The 21785-nt window shown below is 74.1% G+C and carries 21 protein-coding genes and 1 rRNA gene; 3 read left to right on the forward strand and 19 right to left on the reverse strand.

From position 1 onward, the window contains the following. Positions 1–6: 6 nt before the first annotated feature. From sufC to V5O49_RS01930, 6 genes are all read right to left on the reverse strand, one after another. Complete coding sequence (gene sufC / locus V5O49_RS01905) at positions 7–777, reverse strand: Fe-S cluster assembly ATPase SufC (protein ID WP_278237219.1); 771 nt, start codon at positions 775–777, stop codon at positions 7–9. Positions 778–814: 37 nt separating this feature from the next. Then, the gene (locus tag V5O49_RS01910) at positions 815–1162 is read right to left on the reverse strand and encodes a non-heme iron oxygenase ferredoxin subunit (RefSeq protein WP_278237218.1); all 348 of its coding nucleotides are present in this window, start codon (positions 1160–1162) and stop codon (positions 815–817) included. Positions 1163–1169: 7 nt separating this feature from the next. Continuing rightward, a complete protein-coding gene (gene sufD, locus V5O49_RS01915) occupies positions 1170–2369 on the reverse strand; it encodes a Fe-S cluster assembly protein SufD (RefSeq protein WP_332900744.1) in 1200 nt (399 codons plus the stop codon). Between the two features lies 1 nt (position 2370). Further along, positions 2371–3822, reverse strand: coding sequence for a Fe-S cluster assembly protein SufB (sufB, locus tag V5O49_RS01920; protein ID WP_278237216.1), 1452 nt, complete (start codon positions 3820–3822; stop codon positions 2371–2373). Further along, complete coding sequence (locus V5O49_RS01925) at positions 3819–4556, reverse strand: helix-turn-helix transcriptional regulator (RefSeq protein ID WP_332900745.1); 738 nt, start codon at positions 4554–4556, stop codon at positions 3819–3821. The genes sufB and V5O49_RS01925 overlap by 4 nt, the downstream gene beginning before the upstream one ends. Before the next feature lie 201 nt (positions 4557–4757). Continuing rightward, a complete protein-coding gene (locus V5O49_RS01930; protein WP_332900746.1) occupies positions 4758–5393 on the reverse strand; it encodes an HdeD family acid-resistance protein in 636 nt (211 codons plus the stop codon). Positions 5394–5431: 38 nt separating this feature from the next. Between V5O49_RS01930 and V5O49_RS01935 the strand changes: the two genes are divergently transcribed. From V5O49_RS01935 to V5O49_RS01945, 3 genes are all read left to right on the forward strand, one after another. Then, the gene (locus V5O49_RS01935) at positions 5432–6388 is read left to right on the forward strand and encodes an ABC transporter ATP-binding protein (protein ID WP_278237213.1); all 957 of its coding nucleotides are present in this window, start codon (positions 5432–5434) and stop codon (positions 6386–6388) included. After that, complete coding sequence (locus V5O49_RS01940; RefSeq protein WP_332900747.1) at positions 6385–7161, forward strand: ABC transporter permease; 777 nt, start codon at positions 6385–6387, stop codon at positions 7159–7161. The genes V5O49_RS01935 and V5O49_RS01940 overlap by 4 nt, the downstream gene beginning before the upstream one ends. 66 nt (positions 7162–7227) lie before the next feature. After that, the gene (locus V5O49_RS01945; protein ID WP_332900748.1) at positions 7228–8181 is read left to right on the forward strand and encodes a COX15/CtaA family protein; all 954 of its coding nucleotides are present in this window, start codon (positions 7228–7230) and stop codon (positions 8179–8181) included. Positions 8182–8378: 197 nt separating this feature from the next. Here the strand turns inward: V5O49_RS01945 and V5O49_RS01950 are convergent, their stop codons facing one another. From V5O49_RS01950 to rrf, 13 genes are all read right to left on the reverse strand, one after another. Then, complete coding sequence (locus tag V5O49_RS01950; protein WP_278237210.1) at positions 8379–9038, reverse strand: NUDIX domain-containing protein; 660 nt, start codon at positions 9036–9038, stop codon at positions 8379–8381. After that, positions 9035–10723: a CTP synthase gene (locus V5O49_RS01955; protein ID WP_405001126.1), complete on the reverse strand. Its 1689-nt coding sequence runs from the start codon at positions 10721–10723 to the stop codon at positions 9035–9037. Before V5O49_RS01955 ends, V5O49_RS01950 begins: the two co-directional genes overlap by 4 nt. Before the next feature lie 84 nt (positions 10724–10807). Then, the gene (gene murJ / locus V5O49_RS01960) at positions 10808–12463 is read right to left on the reverse strand and encodes a murein biosynthesis integral membrane protein MurJ (protein WP_332900749.1); all 1656 of its coding nucleotides are present in this window, start codon (positions 12461–12463) and stop codon (positions 10808–10810) included. Further along, complete coding sequence (locus V5O49_RS01965) at positions 12460–13335, reverse strand: hypothetical protein (protein WP_332900750.1); 876 nt, start codon at positions 13333–13335, stop codon at positions 12460–12462. Before V5O49_RS01965 ends, murJ begins: the two co-directional genes overlap by 4 nt. Then, on the reverse strand, positions 13335–14441 hold the full coding sequence (locus V5O49_RS01970) for a copper transporter (RefSeq protein WP_332900751.1): 1107 nt from the start codon (positions 14439–14441) through the stop codon (positions 13335–13337). The genes V5O49_RS01965 and V5O49_RS01970 overlap by 1 nt, the downstream gene beginning before the upstream one ends. A 41-nt stretch (positions 14442–14482) precedes the next feature. Beyond that, positions 14483–15676: a putative cytokinetic ring protein SteA gene (gene steA / locus V5O49_RS01975; RefSeq protein ID WP_278237206.1), complete on the reverse strand. Its 1194-nt coding sequence runs from the start codon at positions 15674–15676 to the stop codon at positions 14483–14485. A gap of 6 nt (positions 15677–15682) precedes the next feature. Continuing rightward, a complete protein-coding gene (gene recN, locus V5O49_RS01980) occupies positions 15683–17386 on the reverse strand; it encodes a DNA repair protein RecN (RefSeq protein ID WP_278237478.1) in 1704 nt (567 codons plus the stop codon). A gap of 2 nt (positions 17387–17388) precedes the next feature. Next, positions 17389–18363, reverse strand: coding sequence for an NAD kinase (locus V5O49_RS01985; RefSeq protein WP_332900752.1), 975 nt, complete (start codon positions 18361–18363; stop codon positions 17389–17391). Further along, positions 18360–19250 (reverse strand): TlyA family RNA methyltransferase, encoded by an 891-nt coding sequence (locus V5O49_RS01990; protein WP_332900753.1) that lies wholly within the window; start codon positions 19248–19250, stop codon positions 18360–18362. Before V5O49_RS01990 ends, V5O49_RS01985 begins: the two co-directional genes overlap by 4 nt. Then, positions 19250–19426 (reverse strand): hypothetical protein, encoded by a 177-nt coding sequence (locus V5O49_RS01995; RefSeq protein ID WP_332900754.1) that lies wholly within the window; start codon positions 19424–19426, stop codon positions 19250–19252. The genes V5O49_RS01990 and V5O49_RS01995 overlap by 1 nt, the downstream gene beginning before the upstream one ends. 77 nt (positions 19427–19503) lie before the next feature. Next, complete coding sequence (locus V5O49_RS02000) at positions 19504–20514, reverse strand: HAD-IIA family hydrolase (RefSeq protein WP_332900755.1); 1011 nt, start codon at positions 20512–20514, stop codon at positions 19504–19506. After that, positions 20511–21197 (reverse strand): hypothetical protein, encoded by a 687-nt coding sequence (locus tag V5O49_RS02005; protein WP_332900756.1) that lies wholly within the window; start codon positions 21195–21197, stop codon positions 20511–20513. Before V5O49_RS02005 ends, V5O49_RS02000 begins: the two co-directional genes overlap by 4 nt. Before the next feature lie 499 nt (positions 21198–21696). Next, positions 21697–21785 (reverse strand): 5S ribosomal RNA (gene rrf / locus V5O49_RS02010); the annotation flags it as partial.

Raw genomic sequence — 21785 nt, forward strand, 5'->3', positions numbered from 1 at the left:
CCTCCGTCAGGCCGAGGCCGACGCGCCCGCGGGCAGGAAGCGGTCGTAACCCTCTTCCTCGAGACGCTCGGCGAGCTCGGGCCCGCCCTCCTCGGCGATCTTGCCGTCGACGAAGACGTGCACGTAGTCGGGCTTGATGTAGCGCAGGATGCGCGTGTAGTGCGTGATGAGCAGCACGCCGACGTCCGTGGACTCCTTGGCGCGGTTCACGCCCTCGGACACGACGCGCAGGGCGTCGACGTCGAGACCCGAGTCGGTCTCGTCGAGGATCGCGAAGCCGGGCTTGAAGAGCTCCATCTGCAGGATCTCGTGGCGCTTCTTCTCACCGCCGGAGAAGCCCTCGTTGACCGAGCGCTCGGCGAAGGAGGAGTCGATGCGCAGGTTCTCCATCGCGCCGCGGACCTCCTTGGCCCAGTGGCGCAGCGACGGCGCGTCGCCGTCGATGGCGGTCTTGGCGGTGCGCAGGAAGTTCGCCACCGAGACGCCGGGCACCTCGACGGGATACTGCATCGCCAGGAACAGGCCGGCACGGGCGCGCTCGTCGACGCTCATGGCGAGGACGTCCTCGCCGTCGAGCGTGACGGTGCCCGAGGTGACCTCGTACTTGGGGTGCCCGGCCAGGGCGGAGGCGAGCGTGGACTTGCCGGAGCCGTTCGGGCCCATGATGGCGTGCGTCTCGCCGGAGTTGATGGTCAGGTCGACGCCGCGCAGGATCGGCTTGGCGCCTTCCTTGGTGTCGACGCTGACGTGCAGGTCGCGGATCTCCAGGGTGGACATCAGGTGGTTCTCCAGGTCTGTTCTCGAAAAGGCGGGGTCAGGACGCGGCGGCGAGCGGTGCGTCGATGTCGACGAGCACCTTGTCGCCGTCCACCGTCACCGGGTAGACGGGTACGGGCCGGGTCGCGGGCAGCTGCAGGGGCCGGCCGGTGCGCAGGTCGAACTGCGAACCGTGCAACCAGCACTCCACGCGGCAGCCCTCGACCTCGCCGTCGGACAGCGACACCGCCCCGTGGGAGCAGACGTCGCTGATGGCGTGAAACTCGCCGTCCTCGTCCCGCACGACCGCGACGGCCACGGAGGCGCCGTCGGCGGACGTGAGCTCGACGAGCAGCGTCTCCTCGGGGCCGAGGTCGTCGGTCGCGCAGGCGATCTGTGCGGTCACGACGGGCTCACTGCGCCGGAGCGCCGGTGATGACGCTCATCGACTTCTCCAGCTCGGCCTCGATGGAGGCGAGCAGGCGCTCCTCGACGGACTCGACGCCGATCTCGTCGATCAGCTCGGCGAAGAAGCCGCGCACCACGAGGCGGCGGGCGTCGATCTCGGGGATGCCGCGCGCCATGAGGTAGAAGAGCTGCTCGTCGTCGAACCGGCCGGTGGCCGAGGCGTGCCCCGCCCCCGCGATCTCACCGGTCTCGATCTCGAGGTTCGGCACCGAGTCGGCGCGGGCGCCGTCGGTGAGCACCAGGTTGCGGTTGAGCTCGTAGGTGTCGGTGCCCTCGGCGTCGGCCTGGATGAGCACGTCGCCCACCCACACCGTGTGCGCGGAGGCGCCCTGGAGCGCTCCCTTGTAGGTCACGCGGGACTTGCACTGCGGGACCGCGTGGTCCACGAAGAGCCGGTGCTCCTGGTGCTGGTCGGCGTCGGCGAAGTACAGCCCGACCATCTCGACCTCGCCGCCCTCGGCGGTGAAGGTCGCGTCGGGAGTGACTCGCACGACGTCGCCGCCGAAGGTCACCACGACGTGCTTGAGCTTGGCGTCGCGGCCGATGCTCGCGCGGTGCGAGGAGGCGTGCACGGCGCCGTCGGCCCAGTCCTGGACGGAGACGACGGTCAGGTGGGCGCCGTCCTCGACGAGGATCTCGACGGTCTGGTTCAGCAGCGCGTCGCCACGGTGGTCGATGACCACGACGGCCTCGGAGTGCCGCTCGGCGCGCACCAGCAGGTGGGAGGCCGTGGCGTCCTTCGAGGTGCCGTCGATGCGCACCGACGTCGCACCGGTGGCGACCGCCTCGGCCGGGACCGTCACGACGGTGGCCTCGCGCACGGCGTTCCAGGCGGTGACGGCGGCCCGGTCTCCCGGCTTGCCGGCACGGCCCAGGCGCTCGTCGTCGCGGCCCACGGTCTCGACGACGACCTCGGGGGCCGCGTCGACGGTCACGGCGACGCCGTCACCGGTGAGGTCGTCCGCGAACAGCGGCTGCAGACGCGCCACGGGCGAGAAGCGCCACTCCTCCTCGCGGCCCGACGGCACGGGGATGTCCGCCAGGTCGAAGGAGGTCTTGCGCTCGGCGCGCGAACCGGCCGGCACGGTGCCGTGGGAGTGGGCACCGTCGGCGGTCGCGCGGGTGTGATCGGTAGTGAGAGTCATTTCAGCCGACGGACCCTTCCATCTGCAGCTCGATGAGGCGGTTGAGCTCGAGGGCGTACTCCATGGGCAGCTCGCGCGCGATGGGCTCGACGAACCCGCGCACGATCATGGCCATGGCCTCGGTCTCCTCCATGCCTCGGGACATGAGGTAGAACAGCTGGTCCTCGCTCACCTTGGACACCGTCGCCTCGTGCCCCATGGACACGTCGTCCTCGCGGACGTCGACGTACGGGTAGGTGTCGGACCGGGAGATCTGGTCGACGAGCAGCGCGTCGCACAGGACGTTCGACGCGGACGCCTCGGCGCCCTCGAGCACCTGCACCAGACCGCGGTAGGAGGTGCGGCCGCCACCACGGGCCACCGACTTCGAGACGATCGAGCTCGAGGTGTGCGGGGCGGCGTGCACCATCTTGGCGCCGGCGTCCTGGTGCTGACCCTCGCCGGCGAAGGCGATGGACAGCGTCTCGCCGCGGGCGCGCTCGCCCAGCAGGTAGATCGCCGGGTACTTCATGGTGACCTTGGAGCCGATGTTGCCGTCGACCCACTCCATGGTGGCGCCGGCCTCGGCCGTGGCGCGCTTGGTCACCAGGTTGTAGACGTTGTTCGACCAGTTCTGGATGGTCGTGTACCGCACGCGGGCGTTCTTCTTGACGACGATCTCCACGACGGCGCTGTGCAGCGAGTCGGTGGAGTAGATCGGCGCCGTGCAGCCCTCGACGTAGTGCACGTAGGAGCCCTCGTCGGCGATGATCAGCGTCCGCTCGAACTGGCCCATGTTCTCGGTGTTGATCCGGAAGTAGGCCTGCAGCGGGATGTCGACGTGCACGCCCGGCGGCACGTAGATGAACGAGCCGCCCGACCACACCGCGGAGTTCAGCGCGGAGAACTTGTTGTCGCCGGCCGGGATGACCGTGCCGAAGTACTCCTCGAACAGCTCGGGGTGCTCGCGCAGACCGGTGTCGGTGTCGACGAAGATGACGCCCTGGGCCTCCAGGTCCTCGCGGATCTGGTGGTAGACGACCTCGGACTCGTACTGCGCCGCGACGCCGGCCACGAGGCGCTGCTTCTCCGCCTCGGGGATGCCGAGCTTGTCGTACGTCGCCTTGATGTCGTCGGGCAGGTCCTCCCAGCTGGTGGCCTGCTTCTCGGTGGAGCGCACGAAGTACTTGATGCGGTCGAAGTCGATGCCGGTCAGGTCGGCACCCCAGCTCGGCATCGGCTTCTTGTCGAACAGGCGCAGCGCCTTGAGCCGACGCTTGCGCATCCACTCCGGCTCGTCCTTCATGTCCGAGATGTTGCGCACGACGGCCTCGCTCAGCCCGCGCTCGGCGGTCTGGCCGGCGGAGTCCTCGTCGTGCCAGCCGTACTCGTAGGCACCGATCGAGGCGATGATCTCCTCGTCGGTGCGCTGCTCCTGCGCCGCCTGGGCGGCGGCCTGGGTGGGGACGCTCATCGTGTTCCTTCCTGCGTACCGCGGGAGCGGCCGGCGGGGGTGGGGGGAGCAAGCGGGACGTTGGTCACGCAGGCGTGCGCGCCGCCTGCGAGGGTGGCCAACCGTTGGACGTGCGTACCGAGCAGCCGGGCGAAGGCGTCGGCCTCCGCCTCGCACAGCTCGGGGAAGTCCTCCGCCGCGTGCTGGACCGGGCAGTGGCCCTGGCACAGCTGGACGGTGGGGATCTGGGGCCCGGCCACGGGCCGTACCGAGGCGGCGTAGCCGTCGGCGGCGAGCAGGTCCGCCAGCTGGGCGGCCCGCTCGTGCGGGTCGGCGCCGGTCAGGCGCGGGGCGTAGCGGCGGACGACGGCGTCGTTGCGCTCGGCGGCGAACTCCGCCACCGCCGCGTCCCCGGCCGTGCGGCGCAGGTAGCGCATCGCCTGCGTCGCGAGCTCGACGTCCTCGCCCCCGAGCTCGGCCTGCCCCGCGGTGCTGACCACGTAGCGCCGCGCCGGGCGGCCACGGCGTGCCTGGCGGGCCGCCGGGGCGGTCTCGTGCACCGCGATCGTGCCGTCCTGCTCGAGGCAGGCCAGATGCCGGCGCACGGCCGCCGAGGTCAGCCGGAGCGTGCGGGCCAGGTCACCGGCGGTGACGGGGCCCTCGGTGGCGACCAGCTCGAGGACCCGGCGGCGCGTGCCGTCGGTGTCCGCCCCGGCGTGAGGCACGGTGCCGACGGGTGTCGGGTTCGTCGTCACGTGCTCACCTCCCGGGGTTCCGTCCGGGGCGCCCTGCAGCCCGGATGCGACGTCGATATAGAGAACATCCTTGTTGCGAAATTGCGAATGTCAAGCAAGGCATGCCTCACCACACCCGCGTGACCGGCGGCGTCACGCGGGCGGCAGGACCGACGTCACAGAGGTTTCACCGAGGGTTCACGTCGCAGGGCCTCGGCAGGATCACTCGTCGACGATCTCGCCCTCGATGACGTCCGGGCGAGAGCCACCGGAGCCACCGGTGCCGCCCTGCTGCCCCAGCGAGCGCAGCTTGAGGCCCAGCGCGACCAGGGCGACCCCGATCACGACGGCGAACGCCCCGACCACGAAGGCCATCGCGGTGATCGCGGTCCCCGGGTTGGCGAAGCAGACCAGCGCCAGTGCCACGAAGAGCAGCCCCGAGAGCAGGCTGAGCACCCACGACGCACCCCCGCGGCCCCGCACGGCGAACGCCCCGACGACCTGCAGCAGACCGAAGATCATCGCCCAGATGCCGATCAGCACCACGGCGATCGTCAGGAACACCTCGGGCAGGAGCAGCAGCGCCGCGCCGAAGGCCATCGCGACGACACCGATACCCAGGTTCGCCGAACCGGCCTGCGTCCCACGGCGCCGCAGCCCGTCCACGAGAGAGACGATGCCGTCCACCAGCACGAAGGCACCGAAGACCTGCACGAGCAGACCGGGGACGTCACGCGGGAGGAACATCGCCAGCAGCCCGAAGGCCACGGCGAGCACGCCGCGGACCACGGGCCAGTACCAGATGCGGCGTGCGAGCTGCGCCAGATCGGCGGGCTGGGCGAAGGTGTAGAAGCTCATCGTCTCTCCTGCGTTCCGTCGACTCGTAGAATCCTCGGGTGCCCACCACCGATGCGCCATCCGGCGCCGCCGTCGTCGCGCGCGGCCTGCGCAAGACGTACGGCGGCCGTGACGTCGTCGACGGGCTCGATCTGCAGGCTACCGCCGGAGCGGTGACCGCGGTGCTCGGGCCCAACGGCGCCGGCAAGACCACCACCGTCGAGTGCTGCGAAGGTCTGCGGACCCCCGACGGCGGCACGGTGCGCGTGCTCGGCCTCGACCCGGTGGCCGACGCCGTGCGCCTGCGGCCCCGCGTGGGCGTCATGCTGCAGGACGGCGGGCTGCCCACCGGCGTGCGGGCCGGCGAGATGCTGCGACACGTGGCGGCGATGTACGCCGCACCGCGCGACCTCGGCGAGCTCTCCGCCCGGCTGGGCCTCGACGCCTTCGCCCGGACCACGGTCCGCCGGCTCTCCGGCGGGCAGCGTCAGCGGCTCGCCCTGGCGGCCGCCGTCGTCGGGCGCCCCGAGGTCGTGTTCCTCGACGAACCCAGCGCCGGCCTGGACCCGCAGTCGCGGCACGCCGTGTGGGACCTGGTGCGCGAGCTGCGCGCCGAGGGCGTCGCCGTCGTCCTGACCACGCACCTGATGGCCGAGGCCGAGGACCTCGCCGACCGGGTCCACGTCGTCGACCACGGGCGCGTCATCGCCTCCGGCAGCGTGCCCGAGCTCGTCGCGAGCGGTCCCGGCACCTCCCCCACGATCCGGCTGGACGCGCGGCCCGGCCTGGACGTCGACGCCCTGCAGGAGCACCTCGGCGCGCTCGACGGCGGCACCTGGACGGTCGCCGAGCCGTCCCCCGGGGAGTACACGGTGGCCGGCAGGACCGGGCCCGCCACGCTCGCGGCGCTCACCGCCTGGCTCGCCGACCACGACGTCCTGGCCCGTCGGATCGCCGTCGGCCGACGCACCCTCGAAGACGTCTTCCTCGACCTGACGGGACGGCACCTGCGATGAGCACCTCGACCCCGACGGCGGCCCACGCCGGCGCGGCCTCCCCCGCCCGCCGCGTGGCGGCGCAGGCCTCGTTCGAGACCCGCGCGATCCTGCGCAACGGCGAACAGCTCCTCGTGACGATCGTCGTGCCGGTCCTGCTCCTGGTCGGCCTGGTGCGCACCTCGCTGGTCGAGCTCGACACCGGCGGCGCGACGCGCATCGACTTCGTCACCCCCGGCGTGCTCGCCCTGGCCTGCGTCACCACGGCCTTCACCTCGCAGTCCATCGCCACCGCCTTCGACCGCCGCAACGGCGTGCTGCGGCTGCTCGCCACCACTCCCCTGGGCCGCGGCGGGCTGCTGGCGGGCAAGATCCTCGGTGTGCTCGCCGTGGAGGCGGTGCAGGTCGTCGTGATCGGCGGCGTGGCCCTCGCGCTCGGGTGGCAGCCGGTCCTCGCGGGCCTGCTGCCCGCCGCCGGGCTCCTGCTGCTCGGCACCGCCGCGTTCACCGCGCTGGCCCTGCTGCTGGCGGGCACGCTGCGCGCCGAGGGGGTCCTCGCCGTGGCCAACCTCGTGCTCGTGCTCCTCGTCGTGGGCGGCGGGCTCATCGTGCCGCCGTCCGAGCTGCCCGGGGCGCTCGCCCACCTGGCGGCGTTCCTGCCGTCCGGCGCGCTCGGCGAGGGCCTGCGCGGCGCGCTGCTCGGGACCGGTGTGCCGGCGCTCAGCGTCGTGGTCCTCGTGGCCTGGACGGCGGCCTTCGGGGCCGGCGCCGGACGGCTCTTCCGCTGGCACTGACCGATCTCACACCGACGGACCCCCGCGGGCGCGGGAACCGTCCGCAGCACCGGCTACCGTGGTGACGTGAGCTCGACCGCGCCCGCCGAGGCCTCCCGCACCCCCGCACGCCGTGACCGGCTCGCCCGTCTGCGCGGCGCGACCCGGGGCGTGCTCGTCGCCAACGTGGTCGCCCAGATCGGCATCATCGTCACCGGCGGTGCCGTGCGGCTCACCGGCTCCGGGCTCGGCTGCTCGACGTGGCCGCAGTGCGAACCGGGCAGCTTCACCCCCGTCTTCCACGCCGAGGCCGGCATCCACCCCTACGTGGAGTTCGGCAACCGGCTCCTGACGTTCGTGCTGGCCGCGATCGCCATTGCGGTGCTGGTGCTCGTGGTGACGGACCGCCGGCGCACGCGCGCCTACCGCACGCTCGGCGTCGTCCCGCTGGCGGGCGTCGCCGCCCAGGCGATCATCGGCGGCGTGGTGGTGCTGCTCGACCTGCACCCGGCCTGGGTGTCGCTGCACTTCGTCGTCTCGGCGGCGCTGGTCTGGCTCTCGGCGTACCTGCTGCACCGGCACGGCGAGGGCGACGGGGCCCCAACGCCGGTCGCGTCGCGGGGGGCGACGGTCGCGGGCCGCGCTCTCGGCCTGCTGGTCGTCCCCGTCGTCGTGCTGGGCGTCGTGGTCACCGCCGCCGGACCGCACTCCGGCGACGCGGAGGTCGGCTACCGCCTCGCGGTGGACCCGCTGCTGATGACCCGCGCGCACTCGGCCTCGGTGTGGCTGTTCACGGGCGTGCTGGTGCTGCTGCTGGTCCTGCTGCACCGGACGCCGACGAGCGCCGACGACCGGCTCGTGCCGCGGGCGCGTCGGGGCGCCCGGGTCCTGCTCGTGGTCACCCTGGCCCAGGGCGCGATCGGGTACGCCCAGTACTTCACCGGGCTTCCCGAGCTGCTGGTCGGGCTGCACATGCTCGGGGCCGGGCTGCTCACCTGGGCGACCGCGAGCGCCGTCCTGCGGCTCCGCGCCCGGGCCTGACCGCGACCCGCACACACCTCCCCGCGTCACCCCACCGCGTCACCCCACCGCGTCATCCCACCGCGTCACCCCACTGCGTCACCCCACCGCTGTGGGCGTGAAATCTGCACGTCTCCTCGACGGAGGGCTGCAGATTTCACGCCCACAGCGATGGACGCCGGGGGACCCCGGTGGGTGAGGCGAGCCGACGCCCGGGCTCAGTCGGGCAGCACGCCCCGGCGGTACGGCCACTCCACGTCGACGGGTCGCAGCGACGCCCACCCGCCGGCGCGGCTCGCGGCCGCGGCCAGGATCCCGACCACCGCCGAGGGGTTGTGCAGGTCGCCGGCGAGCGCCCGCGCGACGGCGTCGTCCAGCGGGACCCAGGCGGTGACGATCTCCGCCTCCTCGCCGTGACGCTCGTGGCGGTCCTCCGGAGCCACCTCGCGCACGTCCCGGGCGAGGAACACCCGCACCGACTCGTTGCTCGCCCCGGGCGTCGTGGCGTAGTCGACGAGGACGTCCCAGCGGTCGGCGACGAGGTCCGCCTCCTCCGCGAGCTCGCGAGCGGCCGCCTCCACGGCCGGCTCCGCCGGCACGTCCAGCAGGCCGGCCGGGACCTCCCACATCATCGTGCGCACCGGGTGCCGGTACTGGCGCAGCAGCAGGACGCGGTCGTCGGCGTCGAGCACGACGATCGCGACGGCGCCGGGGTGGTCCAGGTACTCACGCGTCACGACCCCGGCGTCACCGAGGTCGACGTCGTCCCGGACGACGTCGAAGATGCGCCCGGCGTGCAGCGCGGAGCGCCCGACCACGGGCCGTGGCGCGACCTGGTCCACCCCCGTGCCGGGGCCGGCGGTCCCGCGGTCGCTCACGCGGTCGCGCCCTGGCGGACCAGCGCCGCGGCGACGAGACCCGAGAACAGGGGGTGCGAGCCCGTGGGACGGGACTTGAACTCCGGGTGCGCCTGGGTGCTCACGTAGTACGGGTGGACGTCGGCGGGCAGCTCGACGAACTCGACGAGGTCGCCGTCCGGCGAGGTGCCGCTGATCCGCAGGCCGGCCTCCTCGAGGCGGTCGCGGTAGAGGTTGTTCACCTCGTAGCGGTGGCGGTGACGCTCGGAGACGTCCGTGGCGCCGTAGGTCTTGGCGACCACGGAGCCCTCGGCGAGAGCGGCGGGGTAGGCACCGAGGCGCATCGTGCCGCCCAGGTCGCCCTCGCCGCCGACGATCGCGAGCTGCTCGGCCATCGTGGCGATCACGGGGTCCGAGGAGTCCGGGTCGAACTCGGTCGACGAGGCCTGCGCCAGGCCGAGGACGTTGCGCGCGTACTCGATGACCATCGACTGCAGGCCGAGGCAGATGCCCAGGGTGGGCACGAGGTTCTCCCGCGCCCAGCGCAGCGCGCCGACCTTGCCGTCGATACCGCGCACGCCGAAGCCGCCCGGCACGAGGATGGCGTCCACGCCGGACAGCGCCTCCTGCGCGCCGGCGGGCGTGCTGCAGTCGTCGGCCGCGACCCACCGGATCGCGACCCGGGTGTCGTTGTCGAAGCCGCCGGCGCGCAGCGCCTCGGTGACCGACAGGTAGGCGTCCGGCAGGTCGATGTACTTGCCCACCAGGGCGATCTCGACGTTGTGCTCGGGCTCGTGGACCCGCTCCAGGACACGGTTCCAGCCGCCCCACTCGACGTCGTGGAAGGGCAGGTCGAGGCGCCGCACCACGTAGGCGTCCAGGCCCTCGGAGTGCACCACCCGCGGGATGTCGTAGATGCTCGGCGCGTCCGCCGCGTTGACGACCGCCTCGTTCTCGACGTCGCACATCATCGCGATCTTGTGCTTGATGGACGTCGGCACCGTCCGGTCCGAGCGCAGCACGATGGCGTCGGGCTGGATACCGATCGACCGCAGGGCGGCGACCGAGTGCTGGGTCGGCTTGGTCTTGAGCTCGCCCGACGGCCCGATGTACGGCACGAGCGAGACGTGCAGGAAGAAGCAGTCGTCGCGGCCGAGCTCGTGGCGCACCTGGCGGGCGGCCTCGAGGAACGGCTGGGACTCGATGTCGCCGACGGTGCCGCCGATCTCGGTGAGGATCACGTCGACGTCGGGGCCGGCCTGGTCGCGCATCCGCGCCTTGATCTCGTCCGTGATGTGCGGGATGACCTGCACGGTGTCGCCGAGGTACTCCCCGCGACGCTCCTTGGCGATGACGCGGGAGTAGACCTGGCCGGTGGTGACGTTCGACGAGGCCGGCAGCTCGACGTCGAGGAAGCGCTCGTAGTGGCCGATGTCCAGATCGGTCTCGGCGCCGTCCTCGGTGACGAACACCTCGCCGTGCTGGAACGGGTTCATGGTGCCCGGGTCGACGTTGAGGTAGGGGTCGAGCTTCTGCATCGTGACCCGCAGCCCGCGGGACCGGAGCAGACGGCCGAGGGAGGAGGCGGTCAGCCCCTTGCCGAGCGACGAGGCGACACCGCCCGTCACGAAGATGTGGCGCGTCGGGTGCGTGGCACCGGCGCGGCTCGAGGAACGGGACGAGGTTCGGTTCACGGTGTCAGCCACGGAACTCCATGCTAACCGACCTCCGCCCTCCCGGCGTGCGGGACACCCCCGCGCGCACCGTGCCGTGCAGCACAGCGGCGAGGATCACCGCCGGGGCAGCAGGCGCCCGCCGACGCCCGCGGCGCGCGAGCGCACGGCCGGGTCGGTGGCCGCGGCGACCATCAGGACGACCGCGGCCGCGAGCAGCCCAGCGAGCAGCCCCCAGCCGACGTCGGCCGCGATCCACCCGGCGTCGAGGGCGGCGTCGTCGCCCGCGCCCCGGTCGGCCACCGGGACGGCCCAGCGACCCGCCAGCGCCCCGACCGCGGCCGCGGCCACCGTCACGGCGCCCGTGCGCAGCACGCCGTCCAGGGCGGGTGCGCCGACCCGACGCCGCACCGCGAGCAGCAGAGCGGCACCGGCCACGGTCATACCGACCGTCGTGGCGCCGCCGAGCCAGGCCAGCACGGCCGTCTCGACGTCCCCTCCCCCGGCGAACACCGGGACCGCGAGTCCCACCCCGACCGCGACGACGGCCCAGCCGGCCGCGGTGGAGACCCAGGCGGCCCGCGCGGCACCGACCGCGTACAGCAGCCGGGACAGCTGCAGGATCAGCGCGTACCCGAGCAGTCCCGGCGCCATCCAGGCCAGCGCGGCCGCGAGGCCGTCGGCGTCACCGTCCGCGACGCCCGCGAAGACGTTCTCGACCAGGGGCGCGGCGGCGACGAGCGCGGCGGCGCCGGCCGCCGAGACGACCACGAGGACCCGCGTGGTCGACGACACCAGCCGTGCGAGCTCGTCGCCGCGTCCCTCGGACGCCAGCGCGGAGAAGCGGGGGAAGGCGCTCGTGGCGATGGGGAACGCCAGGACGGCGTACGGCAGGAAGTAGACGTTCTGCGCGTACAGGAAGATCGTCCACGTCCCGTCGCCGCCGGCCTCGTTCGCCGACGCCATCGTGGCCAGCAGCGCGAGCTGCTGCGCGACCAGGGCCCCGATGCCGGCCGACGCGAGACGTGCCGCACGCCGCCCCTCGCCGTCGGGGAACCGCAGCGTGGGACGGATCCGCAGACCCGTCCGCAACACCGGCACCACCAGCGGCAGCGCGAGGAACGCCACGCCGGCCGTCATGCCCCAGGCGAGCCAGCCGAGCGCTTGCGAGGTCAGCTCGGCGACGTCCTGCTGGTTGCCGTCGGCCAGGGTGCCGAAGCGGGCGTAGACGCCGATGACCACGAGGCTGGAGACCAGGGGCGCGAAGGCCGGCCAGAAGAACCGGTGGTGCGCCTGCAGGATGCCGCCGAGGACCACCGCCAGCCCGTACAGCGGCACCTGCACGGCGAAGACGCGCAGGAAGTCGGCCGCCACGGCGACGTTGACCGGGTCGTGCAGGCGGAGCACGTGCTCGGCGAGCGGGTCGGCCAGCAGGGCCATCAGGCCCGCGACCGGGACCAGCACGACGACGGTCCACCCGAGCAGCGCCGAGGCGGTGCGCGAGGCGTTGAGTCGGTCGCCGCGCACCAGGAAGCCCGACAGCAGCGGCACCACCGCACCGGTCAGCGCGCCGCCGGCCGCGATCTCGAACAGGACGTTCGGCAGCAGGTTCGCGGCGTTCAGGGGGGCGTCGACGCCGTCGGTCCCCACGAACCGGGCCTGGGCCAGCCAGCGCCCGAACCCGACGACGCGGCTCGCCAGGGTGACGACGGTGATGAGCACCGCCGCCCCGGCGACCGTGGCCCCGACCCGGCGACCGCCCGGTGCGCTCACCCCGCCGTGCCTCCGACGTGGGCGTCGGCGGCCGGCTCGGCGGGACGTCGGCCGAGCCCGTCGACGCGACGCAGCCAGGGGGTGCGGTCGATGACGGCGGAGAAGCTGACCCGCTCCGAGGCGAGGGTCAGCCCGACCACGGCCGCCAGGGCCGCCACCCGGACCGGGCGGGAGGCCGCGCACGCCCACTGCGCACCGACGAAGGCGCCCAGCGCGTTCGCCCCGCCGTCGCCCAGCATGTCGCGCTCGGCCAGGTCGGCCGGGGCCGAGGCCGCCACGACCCCGAGCAGCGCCCCGGTCGACCCCGGCTCCCGAGCGGCGAGCACCGGGGCGGCGAGCGCCCCGGAGGCCTTGAGGGCACGGCCCGGACGCAGGTCGAGCAGGTTGACCAGGTTGGCCGTCCCGGCGATGAGCGCGCCGTTGACGACGACGTCGGCCGCGTGCCCGGCCGCGCTCCGCCGGCGCGGTGTACCGACCCCGGCGGCGACGAGGGCCGTCGCCCCGATCCCGAGGACCTTGAGCCCGCCCGTCGTGAGCTCGCCGCGCGCCAGCGCCCCGAGGTGCCCGCGCAGTCCCTTGGTGCGCGTCGCGGTGTCCTCGGCGAGGTCGTCGACGACGCCGAAGGCCCCGGCCGCGCCGGTGGCGATCACCAGTGCCGCCCGGGTCCGCGGCGCAGCACCGCAGGCCGCGGCTCCCGCGACGAGCCCGGCGGCCGCGGCCGGGCCCTCGAGCATCGAGACCGGCTCGTCGCGGTGGTTGGTCCGCGTCCACCGGTCGGGCCCGCCGGGGGGCGCCGCGGTCAGGGCACGGCGCACGACGGCGGTCGTGGCCGCGGCGACCAGCCCGGCCGCCAGCACCCGCGCCGCGCGCATCAGGAGTCCTGGGTGCTGTCGGCGTCGGCGGACGCGTCGTCCGGCGCGGCGGCGCCGTCGGCGCCGTCGGCGCCGTCGGCGCCGTCGGCGGAGTCCTCGGTCGCGTCTGTCGTGCCGTCGCCCGTCCCCTCGGCGTCGTCCTCGGCGGGCGGTGTCCGCACCACCGGCGGGATGACCTGCGCACCCTCCTCGAAGCCGTAGTGCCCCACCTGGTCGTCGTCCTGCGCGGCGATCGCGAGCGGCACGTTCATCCGCATGACCTCCTGCTCGATGCCGCTGACCGTGCTGGTGGAGGCGGTGACGTCCTCGACGGCGCGCAGCTCGGCGAGCAGGTCGCCGTCGGTCGCCGTGGGGCCGGCCACCACGACCGTCCCGGCCACCGCCTGCACGGCGGTGACGGTGCTCGCGACGTCGACGTCCTCGCCGACCTCGGGCGTCTCGGACGTGGAGGCCCCGTTCTCCTCCGGGGGCCCTGCGGTCAGCAGCAGCACGGCGTCGGCCGGTGCCGACGGCGCGAACCGGGAGTCGACCAGGCCGACCTGCGCGAGAAGCTGGTAGAGCTCGACGGCCCGGTCGCTGCGCGTGCCGGGGACCTGATCGTCGCCCTCGGTCAGCGCGACGCCCAGCACCGTGCCGAGCACCTGCGGGGTCGTCGCGTCCTCGGGCACCATGTCCTCGAGCTGACCGCGCTGCCCGTCGGCGACGGTGTCACGGAGCACCGAGTCGTCCACGGTGCTCCAGGAGTCGGTCATCGAGGACTGGGCCACGACGCGTGCGCCCGCCGCCTCGAGCTGGTTGACGACGTCGAGCTCGAGGGTCTCGGCGATGCCGTCGACGTCGACGACGGCGACGCTCAGGTCCTCGAGCGAACCGTCGACCAGCTCGGCGCCCGCCGCCAGGGCGTAGGCCTGCTGGTCGGCCAGCTCCGCCTCGGTCTCCCCGAGGCTGTCGCGCAGCGCGGTGCGCTCGGTCCGCAGTGCCTCCACCTGGTCGGTCAGCTGGTCGCCGATGGCGTTCTGCAGCGGACCGGCGCCGAGGATGATGCCGACCGCGAGCGCCAGGAAGACGCTGATCAGCGAGACGAGGTGGTAACGGAAGTCGATCACGGGGTCGGGGTGCTCCTAGGTCAGGTGGGTCGCGGGCCGGGTCAGCCGCCGAAGAGGCTGCCGATCCACGACACGAGGTCGTCGATCTGGGCTCCGACGAGCCCGAAGGCGGTCTGCCCGGCCGCCGTCGACCACAGGGCGGCGAGGACCGCCGCGACGCCGGCCAGCGACAGCAGCGTGAGCTGCAGGTTGGAGATCCGGGTGCGGTACAGCCGGGAGACGCCCTTGGCGTCGACGAGCTTGCCTCCGATGCGCAGCCGGGTCAGGAAGGTGCTCGCCATGCCGGCACGGCCCTTGTCGAGGAACTCCACGAGCGTGGCGTGCGTCCCGACGGCGACGATCAGCTCGGCACCCTTGTCGTCGGCGAGCAGCATCGCGATGTCCTCGCTGGTCCCGGTGGCCGGGAACACCACGGGGTCCACCCCCAGGGCGCGTACGCGCTCCAGGCCGGGGGCGTTGCCGTCCCGGTAGGCGTGCACCACGATCTCGGCGCCGCACGACAGCGCCTGGTCCGAGACCGAGTCCATGTCGCCCACGATCATGTCCGGCTGGTACCCGGCGTCGAGGATCGCGTCCGCGCCGCCGTCGACACCGACCAGCACCGGCCGGTTCTCGGCGATGTAGGACCGCAGCATCGCCAGGTCCTCGCGGTAGTGGTAACCGCGCACGACGATGAGGACGTGCCGACCCTCGACCGTGGTGCGCACGTCCGGCACGCCCACGCCGTCCAGCAGCAGGTCGCGCTCGCGGCGCAGGTAGGACAGCGTGTTCTCGGCGAACCGCTCGATCTCGTCCGACAGGCCCTCGCGGGCTTCCGCGAGGTCGCGGGCGACGGTCTCTGGCGTCTGGCGGGTCCCGGACGCGAAGGCCTGGCCGTCCACGCGGACCTCGCCGCCCTCGACGCTCACGCGGGCGCCGTCGCGCACGGTCATGATCTCCGGGCCGATGTCGTCGACCAGGACGATGCCGGCCTGCAGCAGGATGTCGGGACCGGCGTTCGGGTAGCGGCCGGTCGTCGAGGCGGCCGCGTTCAGCACGGCGGACGGTCCGGCGGCGACCAGCGCCTCGGCCGCCACCCGGTCGATGTCGGCGTGGTCGATCACCGCCACGTCGCCCGGGCGGAGCCGCTTGGTGAGGTCCTTCGTCCGCGCGCCGACACGCGCCGTCCCACCGCCGTCGGCGGCGTCGTCGCTGGTGTCGGGGCTGCGGTCGGCCCGGCGCAGGATCATTCTCATCGCCGCCTATCGTCCCACGGCCGAGGACTCGAGAAGTTCGAGGGCGTGCTGCCGCGCCGTCGCCGAGTCGTCCTGGCCGGACAGCATCCGGGCCAGCTCACGGACACGCTCGTCCTCCGCGACCTCGTGGACGCCGGTCACGGTGGTGACGTCGTCGCCCTCGGTGGCCTTCGTCACCACCAGGTGGGTGTCGGCGAAGGCCGCCACCTGCGCCAGGTGGGTGACGACCACCACCTGGGTGCTGCGCGCCAGCCGGGCGAGCCGTCGCCCGACCTCGACCGCCGCTCGTCCCCCGACGCCGGCGTCGACCTCGTCGAAGACGAACGTCGGCAGCACGGTGTCCTCGCCGGCGGTGGCCAGGGCGACCTCGACCGCGAGCATGACGCGGGACAGCTCACCGCCGGACGCGCCCTTGCCGAGCGGGCGGGCCGGAGCGCCGGGGTGCGGTTCGAGCAGGAACACCACCTGGTCCGCCCCCGACGGCCCGGGGTCGGCCTCGCCGACGTCGACCTGCAGGCGGGCCCCCGACATGGCCAGCCCGGCCAGCTCGGTCGTGACGACCTCGGCGAGCCGGTCGGAGGCGGTACGTCGACCGGCCGTGACCCGGGCCGCGAGGTCGACGAGCCGGGCGTCCAGCTCGGTCACCCGGTCGCGCATCGCGGTGACCCGCTCGTCGCCGTCGTCCAGGTCCAGCAGCCGCAGCCCGGCGTCGGACGCCCATTGCAGGACGTCGTCGATCGTCTCGCCGTAGCTGCGGGTGAGCGCGCCGAGCTCGGCCAGACGCTGGTGCGCGGTCTCCAGCGCGGCCGGGTCGGCCTGCAGGTCGGCGACGTAGCCGGACAGCTCGGTCGCCACGTCGGTGATGACGTAGGCGGCCTCGGCGAGGCGACCGGCCTGCTCGGCCAGCGCGGGGTCGGACTCGGCGACGGCGTCCAGGGAACGCTTGGCCTGCTCCAGGGCGTGCACCGCCGAGCCCTCGGTCTCCATGTCGAGGCCGACGACGGCGTCGTGCGCCTGCTGCGCCGCCTGCCGCAGCGCCTCGGCGTTGCCGAGGCGGGCGGTCAGCGCCGTCAGCTCGGCATCCTCCCCGGGCTGGGGGTCGACGCGTTCGACCTCGGCCAGCCCGAGACGCAGCAGCTCGGCCTCGCGTGCCCGCTCGGCGGCGCGCGAGGTCAGGTCGTCGATCTCCGCCTGCAGCCCGGCCCGCTCGCTCCAGGCCGCCCGGTAGGCGGCGAGCACCTCGGCGTGCTCCGTCCCGGCGAACCGGTCGAGGGCCTCGCGCTGCTTGGCGGGCGTGCGCAGCCGCAGCTGGTCGGACTGCCCGTGCACGGTGACGAGCTCGTCGGCGACCTCCGCGAGGACGCCCTGCGGCACCCCCCGCCCCCCGAGATGGGCCCGCGACCGTCCGGAGGCGACCGTGCGCAGCACGACGACCGTGCCGTCGTCGTCCACGCTGCCCCCGGCGTCGTCGACGCGACCGACGACCTCCGGGTGACGGGCCAGGTCGAGGCGTCCCTCGACCACGGCGCGCGAGGCCCCCGGCCGGATGCTGCCGGGATCGGCCTTGCCGCCCATGAGCAGCCCCAGGCCCGTGAGCACCATGGTCTTGCCCGCCCCGGTCTCACCGGTGATCACGGTCAGGCCGGCGGACAGCGGGACCCGCGCCGAGCGGATGACACCGAGGTCCTCGATCGCGATCTCCTCGAGCACCCTCACACCTCCTTCTGGACCGGGGCCGGGCCCGGGGAGGAGCCCTCGGGCGGACCCTGTTCGGTGGGCACGGACCGCCGTGCCGCACCGTCGGCGGCCTGCCGCCAGCCGACGACGGGCAGGTTGAACTTGGACACCAGCCGGTCGGTGAACGGCGCCGGCATCAGCCGTGCGAACCGCAGCGGCACGGCGCCGCTGCGGACGTGCACGCGGGAGCCGGGCGGCAGGTCGATGCTGCGGCGCCCGTCGCAGGTCAGCACCCCGGGGATCGGGCTGCGCTCCAGCACCTCCACGACGTACTCCGAGCGCGGGCTGATGACCAGGGGCCGCGAGAACAGCGCGTGCGCCGACAGCGGGACGAGCAGCACGGCGTCGACGTCCGGCCACATCACCGGTCCGCCGGCGCTGAAGGCGTGCGCCGTCGACCCCGTCGCGGTCGAGACGAGGACGCCGTCGCACCCGAAGGAACTCAGCGGCCGACCGTCCACGGCGATGCCGACCTCGAGCATGCGCTCGCGGTCGCCCTTCTCGATGGTGGCCTCGTTGAGCGCCCAGCCGGTCACCGGCTCGTCCTCCCCGGGACGGTGGACGACGACGTCCACCACCCGGCGTTCCTCGACGACGTAGTCGTGGGCCGCCAGCCGGCGCACGGCGTCGTGCAGGTTCTCCCGCTCGGACTCGGCCAGGAACCCGACGTGCCCCAGGTTCACGCCCAGCAGGGGCACCTCGGTCCCGTGCGTCAGCTCGGCCGCGCGCAGGATCGTGCCGTCACCGCCGAGGACCATGACGACCTCGGACTCGGCGACGCCCTCGCGCAGGCGCACCGAGGAGATCCGGTCGCCGAAGGTCTCGGCGAGGTCGTCGTCGTGCAGCGTGACCTCGAACCCTGCGGACTCGAGCTCGGAGACCGCCTCGGACATCGCGGCCACGGCACGGGGCCGCCCGCCGTGGGTCACGATCAGGACGCGGCGCGTCATCTCTCACCTCCGGTGCCGGGCCCGCCCAGGGCGAGGACCGGCGGCAGCTGACCGTCCGGCAGCCAGGCGGCCGCACGGTCGGCGACGGACCGAACGGCGTCGCCGTCGGCGGGGATGGCCGTCGACGTGCGCCGCAGCCAGACGAAGTACTCACGGTTCCCGCTGGGTCCGGGCAGCGGGCTGGGCACGAGCGCGCGGGCCGCGAGGCCGAGCGGCGCCGCCGCGACCACGACGTCCGTGACGGACTGCGCGTGCAGGGCCGCGTCGCGGACCACGCCGCCGCTGCCGAGCCGTTCGCGCCCGACCTCGAACTGCGGCTTGACCAGCAGCAGGACGTGGGTACCGGTGGGCACCGACGTCGCGACGGGGCCCAGGACGAGGCGCAGCGAGATGAAGGACAGGTCGCCGACCACGACGTCCGGGGGCCGAGGCAGGTCCGCGGGCCCGAGGTCGCGGACGTTGAATCCCTCGACGACCGTGACGCGGTCGTCGGCGCGCAACGTGTCCACGAGCTGGTCGTGCCCGACGTCGACGGCGACGACGCCGGCAGCACCGCGGCGCAGCAGCACGTCGGTGAAGCCGCCGGTGGAGGCGCCCATGTCGAGGCAGTGCGCACCCGGCAGGCGGTCGGTCACCGCTCGCCCGACCGGGTCCGCGGCGAGCGCGTCGAGGGCGCCGGCGAGCTTCGCGCCGGCGCGCGAGGCGTACCCGGGGTCGTCCGGGTCGGGGGCGACGGTGAGCGGGGCGTCCTGCGCGACGACGGCGGAGGACTTCGTGACGACCTCGTCGCCGACCCGGACCCGGCCGGCCGCGACGAAGGCGGACGCCTGCCGACGAGACCGGGCCAGTCCGCGCCGCACGAGCTCTGAGTCGGCACGGTTCGGCATCAGTCCCCCGCTCCGTCCGTCCCGGGGTCGTCCAGCCGTGCCCGCAGGTGCTGGTGCACGGCCTCGAACCGCGACGGGTGCTCGCCGGTCGGCAGGTCCTCGAGCCCGTCCAGCGGGGTCAGCGAGGCGGAGCGGCCGGCCGGCTGCTCGCCGACGTCGGCTGCGTCGTCCGACATAGCACTCCCCTCGATCGATCCTGGTCAACGCTACCTGGTCGGCGCGGCGGAACCGCGCCGACGCACAGTGGTCGGCCTCAGGCGGTCAGCTCCGGCACGCTGTCGGCCGCCACGGGCTCACCGGCGTCCGCAGCGTCCCACGCGGCGGCGCACGCGGCGCGGACCACGTCGAGGCCCGCCGGGCCGTGCCGGTCGAGCTCGAGCCGTCCGTCGACGACGCGCGCGGCCCGGTCGGCGCACCGCCACCAGCCGTCGGTCAGCACGGGCGTCTCGTGCGCGACGAGGAGGGAGCGCAGGTCGGCGCCCACGAAGTGCGGGCGCAGGCCCGGCTCGGCCAACACGGCGTCGCGCGCGGAGGACACCCCGGTCAGGACGTGCAGCCCGGCGTATCCCGCCGCCCGGGCTCCGGCGAGGTCGGTGTCGAGCCGGTCGCCGATGACGAGAGGACGGGACGCGCCCGCCCGTTCCACGGCCATGCGGTACATCGTGGGCGACGGCTTGCCGGCGCTGTCGGGCTCGACCCCCGTCACCGCCGACACGGCGGCGACGAGCGCGCCGTTGCCCGGGGCGAACCCGCGGGCGGTCGGCAGGGACATGTCCCGGTTGCTCGCGACGTGCCAGGCGCCGCCGGCCACGGCGTACGCCGCCTCGGCCAGGTCGCTCCAGCCGAGCTCGGGGGCGAACCCCTGGGCGACGGCCTCCGGGGCGTCGTCGGCGCTGCCGACCGCCTCGAGGCCTGCCTCCCGCACTGCCGTGACCAGGCCGCGGCCACCCACGACGAGCACCCGGGCGCCGGGCTCGAGCCGCGTGCGCAACAGGGTGGCGCACGCCTGCGCCGCCGTCATGACCTCGGCGGCCTCCGTCGGGATGTCCAGGCTGCTGAGCTGCCCGGCCACCTCCTCCGGTTCGCGCGAGGCGTTGTTCGTCACGAACAGCAGGTCGAGACCGCTCGCCCGCGCCGACGCCAGGCTCGGTGCCGCGTGGTCGATGGGCAGGTGCCCCTGGTAGGCGACACCGTCCAGGTCGACCAGGGCGAGGTCGTAGGCCTCGGCCAGCGGCGTCTCGCTCGCGGCGAGCCCGGCGCTCACGCGTCGGCCTCCGCCTCGTTCCCCTCGTCCGCCGACTCGTCGTAGGCGTCGAAGACGACGACGTCGTCGGCCGGCAACTCGCCGCCGCCGACGGCGCGCTGCAGAGCCTCCGGGTCGATACCGGCGAGGACCCTGGCCGCCTCGTCCGTCCGGCCGGCGGCCTCGAGGGCGACGGCGCGTGCCTGCAGCACGCGCAGCCCGAGGTCACCCTTCCGTTCGGCGGCCGGGATCCGGTCGAGCACCACGAGTGCGGCGTCGTGCTCACCGAGGTCGGAGCGAGCCCCGCTGACGACGATCGCCAGCTCGGTGCGCGTCTCGGCGTCCAGGGTGCGCGCCTCCTCGGAGGCCGCCAGCGCGATGGCACGCTCCGGCCGACCCAGCCCGCGTTCGGCGTCGGCCATGAGCGGCAGGTGCTCCGAGGAACCGTTGAGCCGTCGCACGGTGCGCAGCTCGCGCAGGGCCTCGGCGAACCGACCGGTCCGGTAGGCCGCGATGCCGGCCGCCTCGCGCACGACGTCGACGCGTCCGGCGCGTCGGACGGCGGCCTGTGCGTGGGCGTAGGCCGCCTCGGGGTCGGTGTCGAGCAGGCGTCCGGCCATGACGAGGTGTGCGCCGACCCGCTCGGCATTCTCCTTGCTCAGGCCGCGCAGCCGTTCCCGCGCCTCCTTGTGCAGATCCCGCATGTGCACGTCCTCGGGCAGCTCCGGGTCGCGCGGACCGCGGTCGGCCGAGGCCGACCGGTCGCCGTGCGGCGCACCCCGGTTGCCACGGTGCTGGTCGTCCGCGCGGTCACGGTGCCCGCCGTGCGGGTGGTTCCCCTCCCGCCGACGCGGGTCCCCGGTCCGGCGCTGCTGGCCCTCTCGGGTCGGACGACCGTCCCGGCGAGGCTGCCCGTCCCGGCGTGGCTGTCCCTCACGACGGGGACGTCCGTCGCGCGAGGGCTGGCCCGGACGTCCGGCACCCCGGGATCCTCCACGTGCTGGCCCTCGGCGCGGCTCTCGCCCATCGCCGGAATCGGCCGTCCCGCGCGGCGTGTCGTTCACTGTGGTCCTCTCATGACTGGGCAACGCCCGATTCTCCCACGGTCGCGGCCGGCCGTGCGAACCGACCGTTCCCCGATACACGTGCAGAGAGCAGTCAGGCCCCCAACCCGCGAGGGGTTGGGGGCCTGCTGTGAAGGGTGTCCGGCGGCGTCCTACTCTCCCACCCCGTCTCCAGGGCAGTACCATCGGCGCTGAAGGGCTGAGCTTCCGGGTTCGGTATGGGACCGG

Source organism: Isoptericola haloaureus (assembly GCF_036689775.1).
GTDB lineage: Bacteria > Actinomycetota > Actinomycetes > Actinomycetales > Cellulomonadaceae > Isoptericola > Isoptericola haloaureus.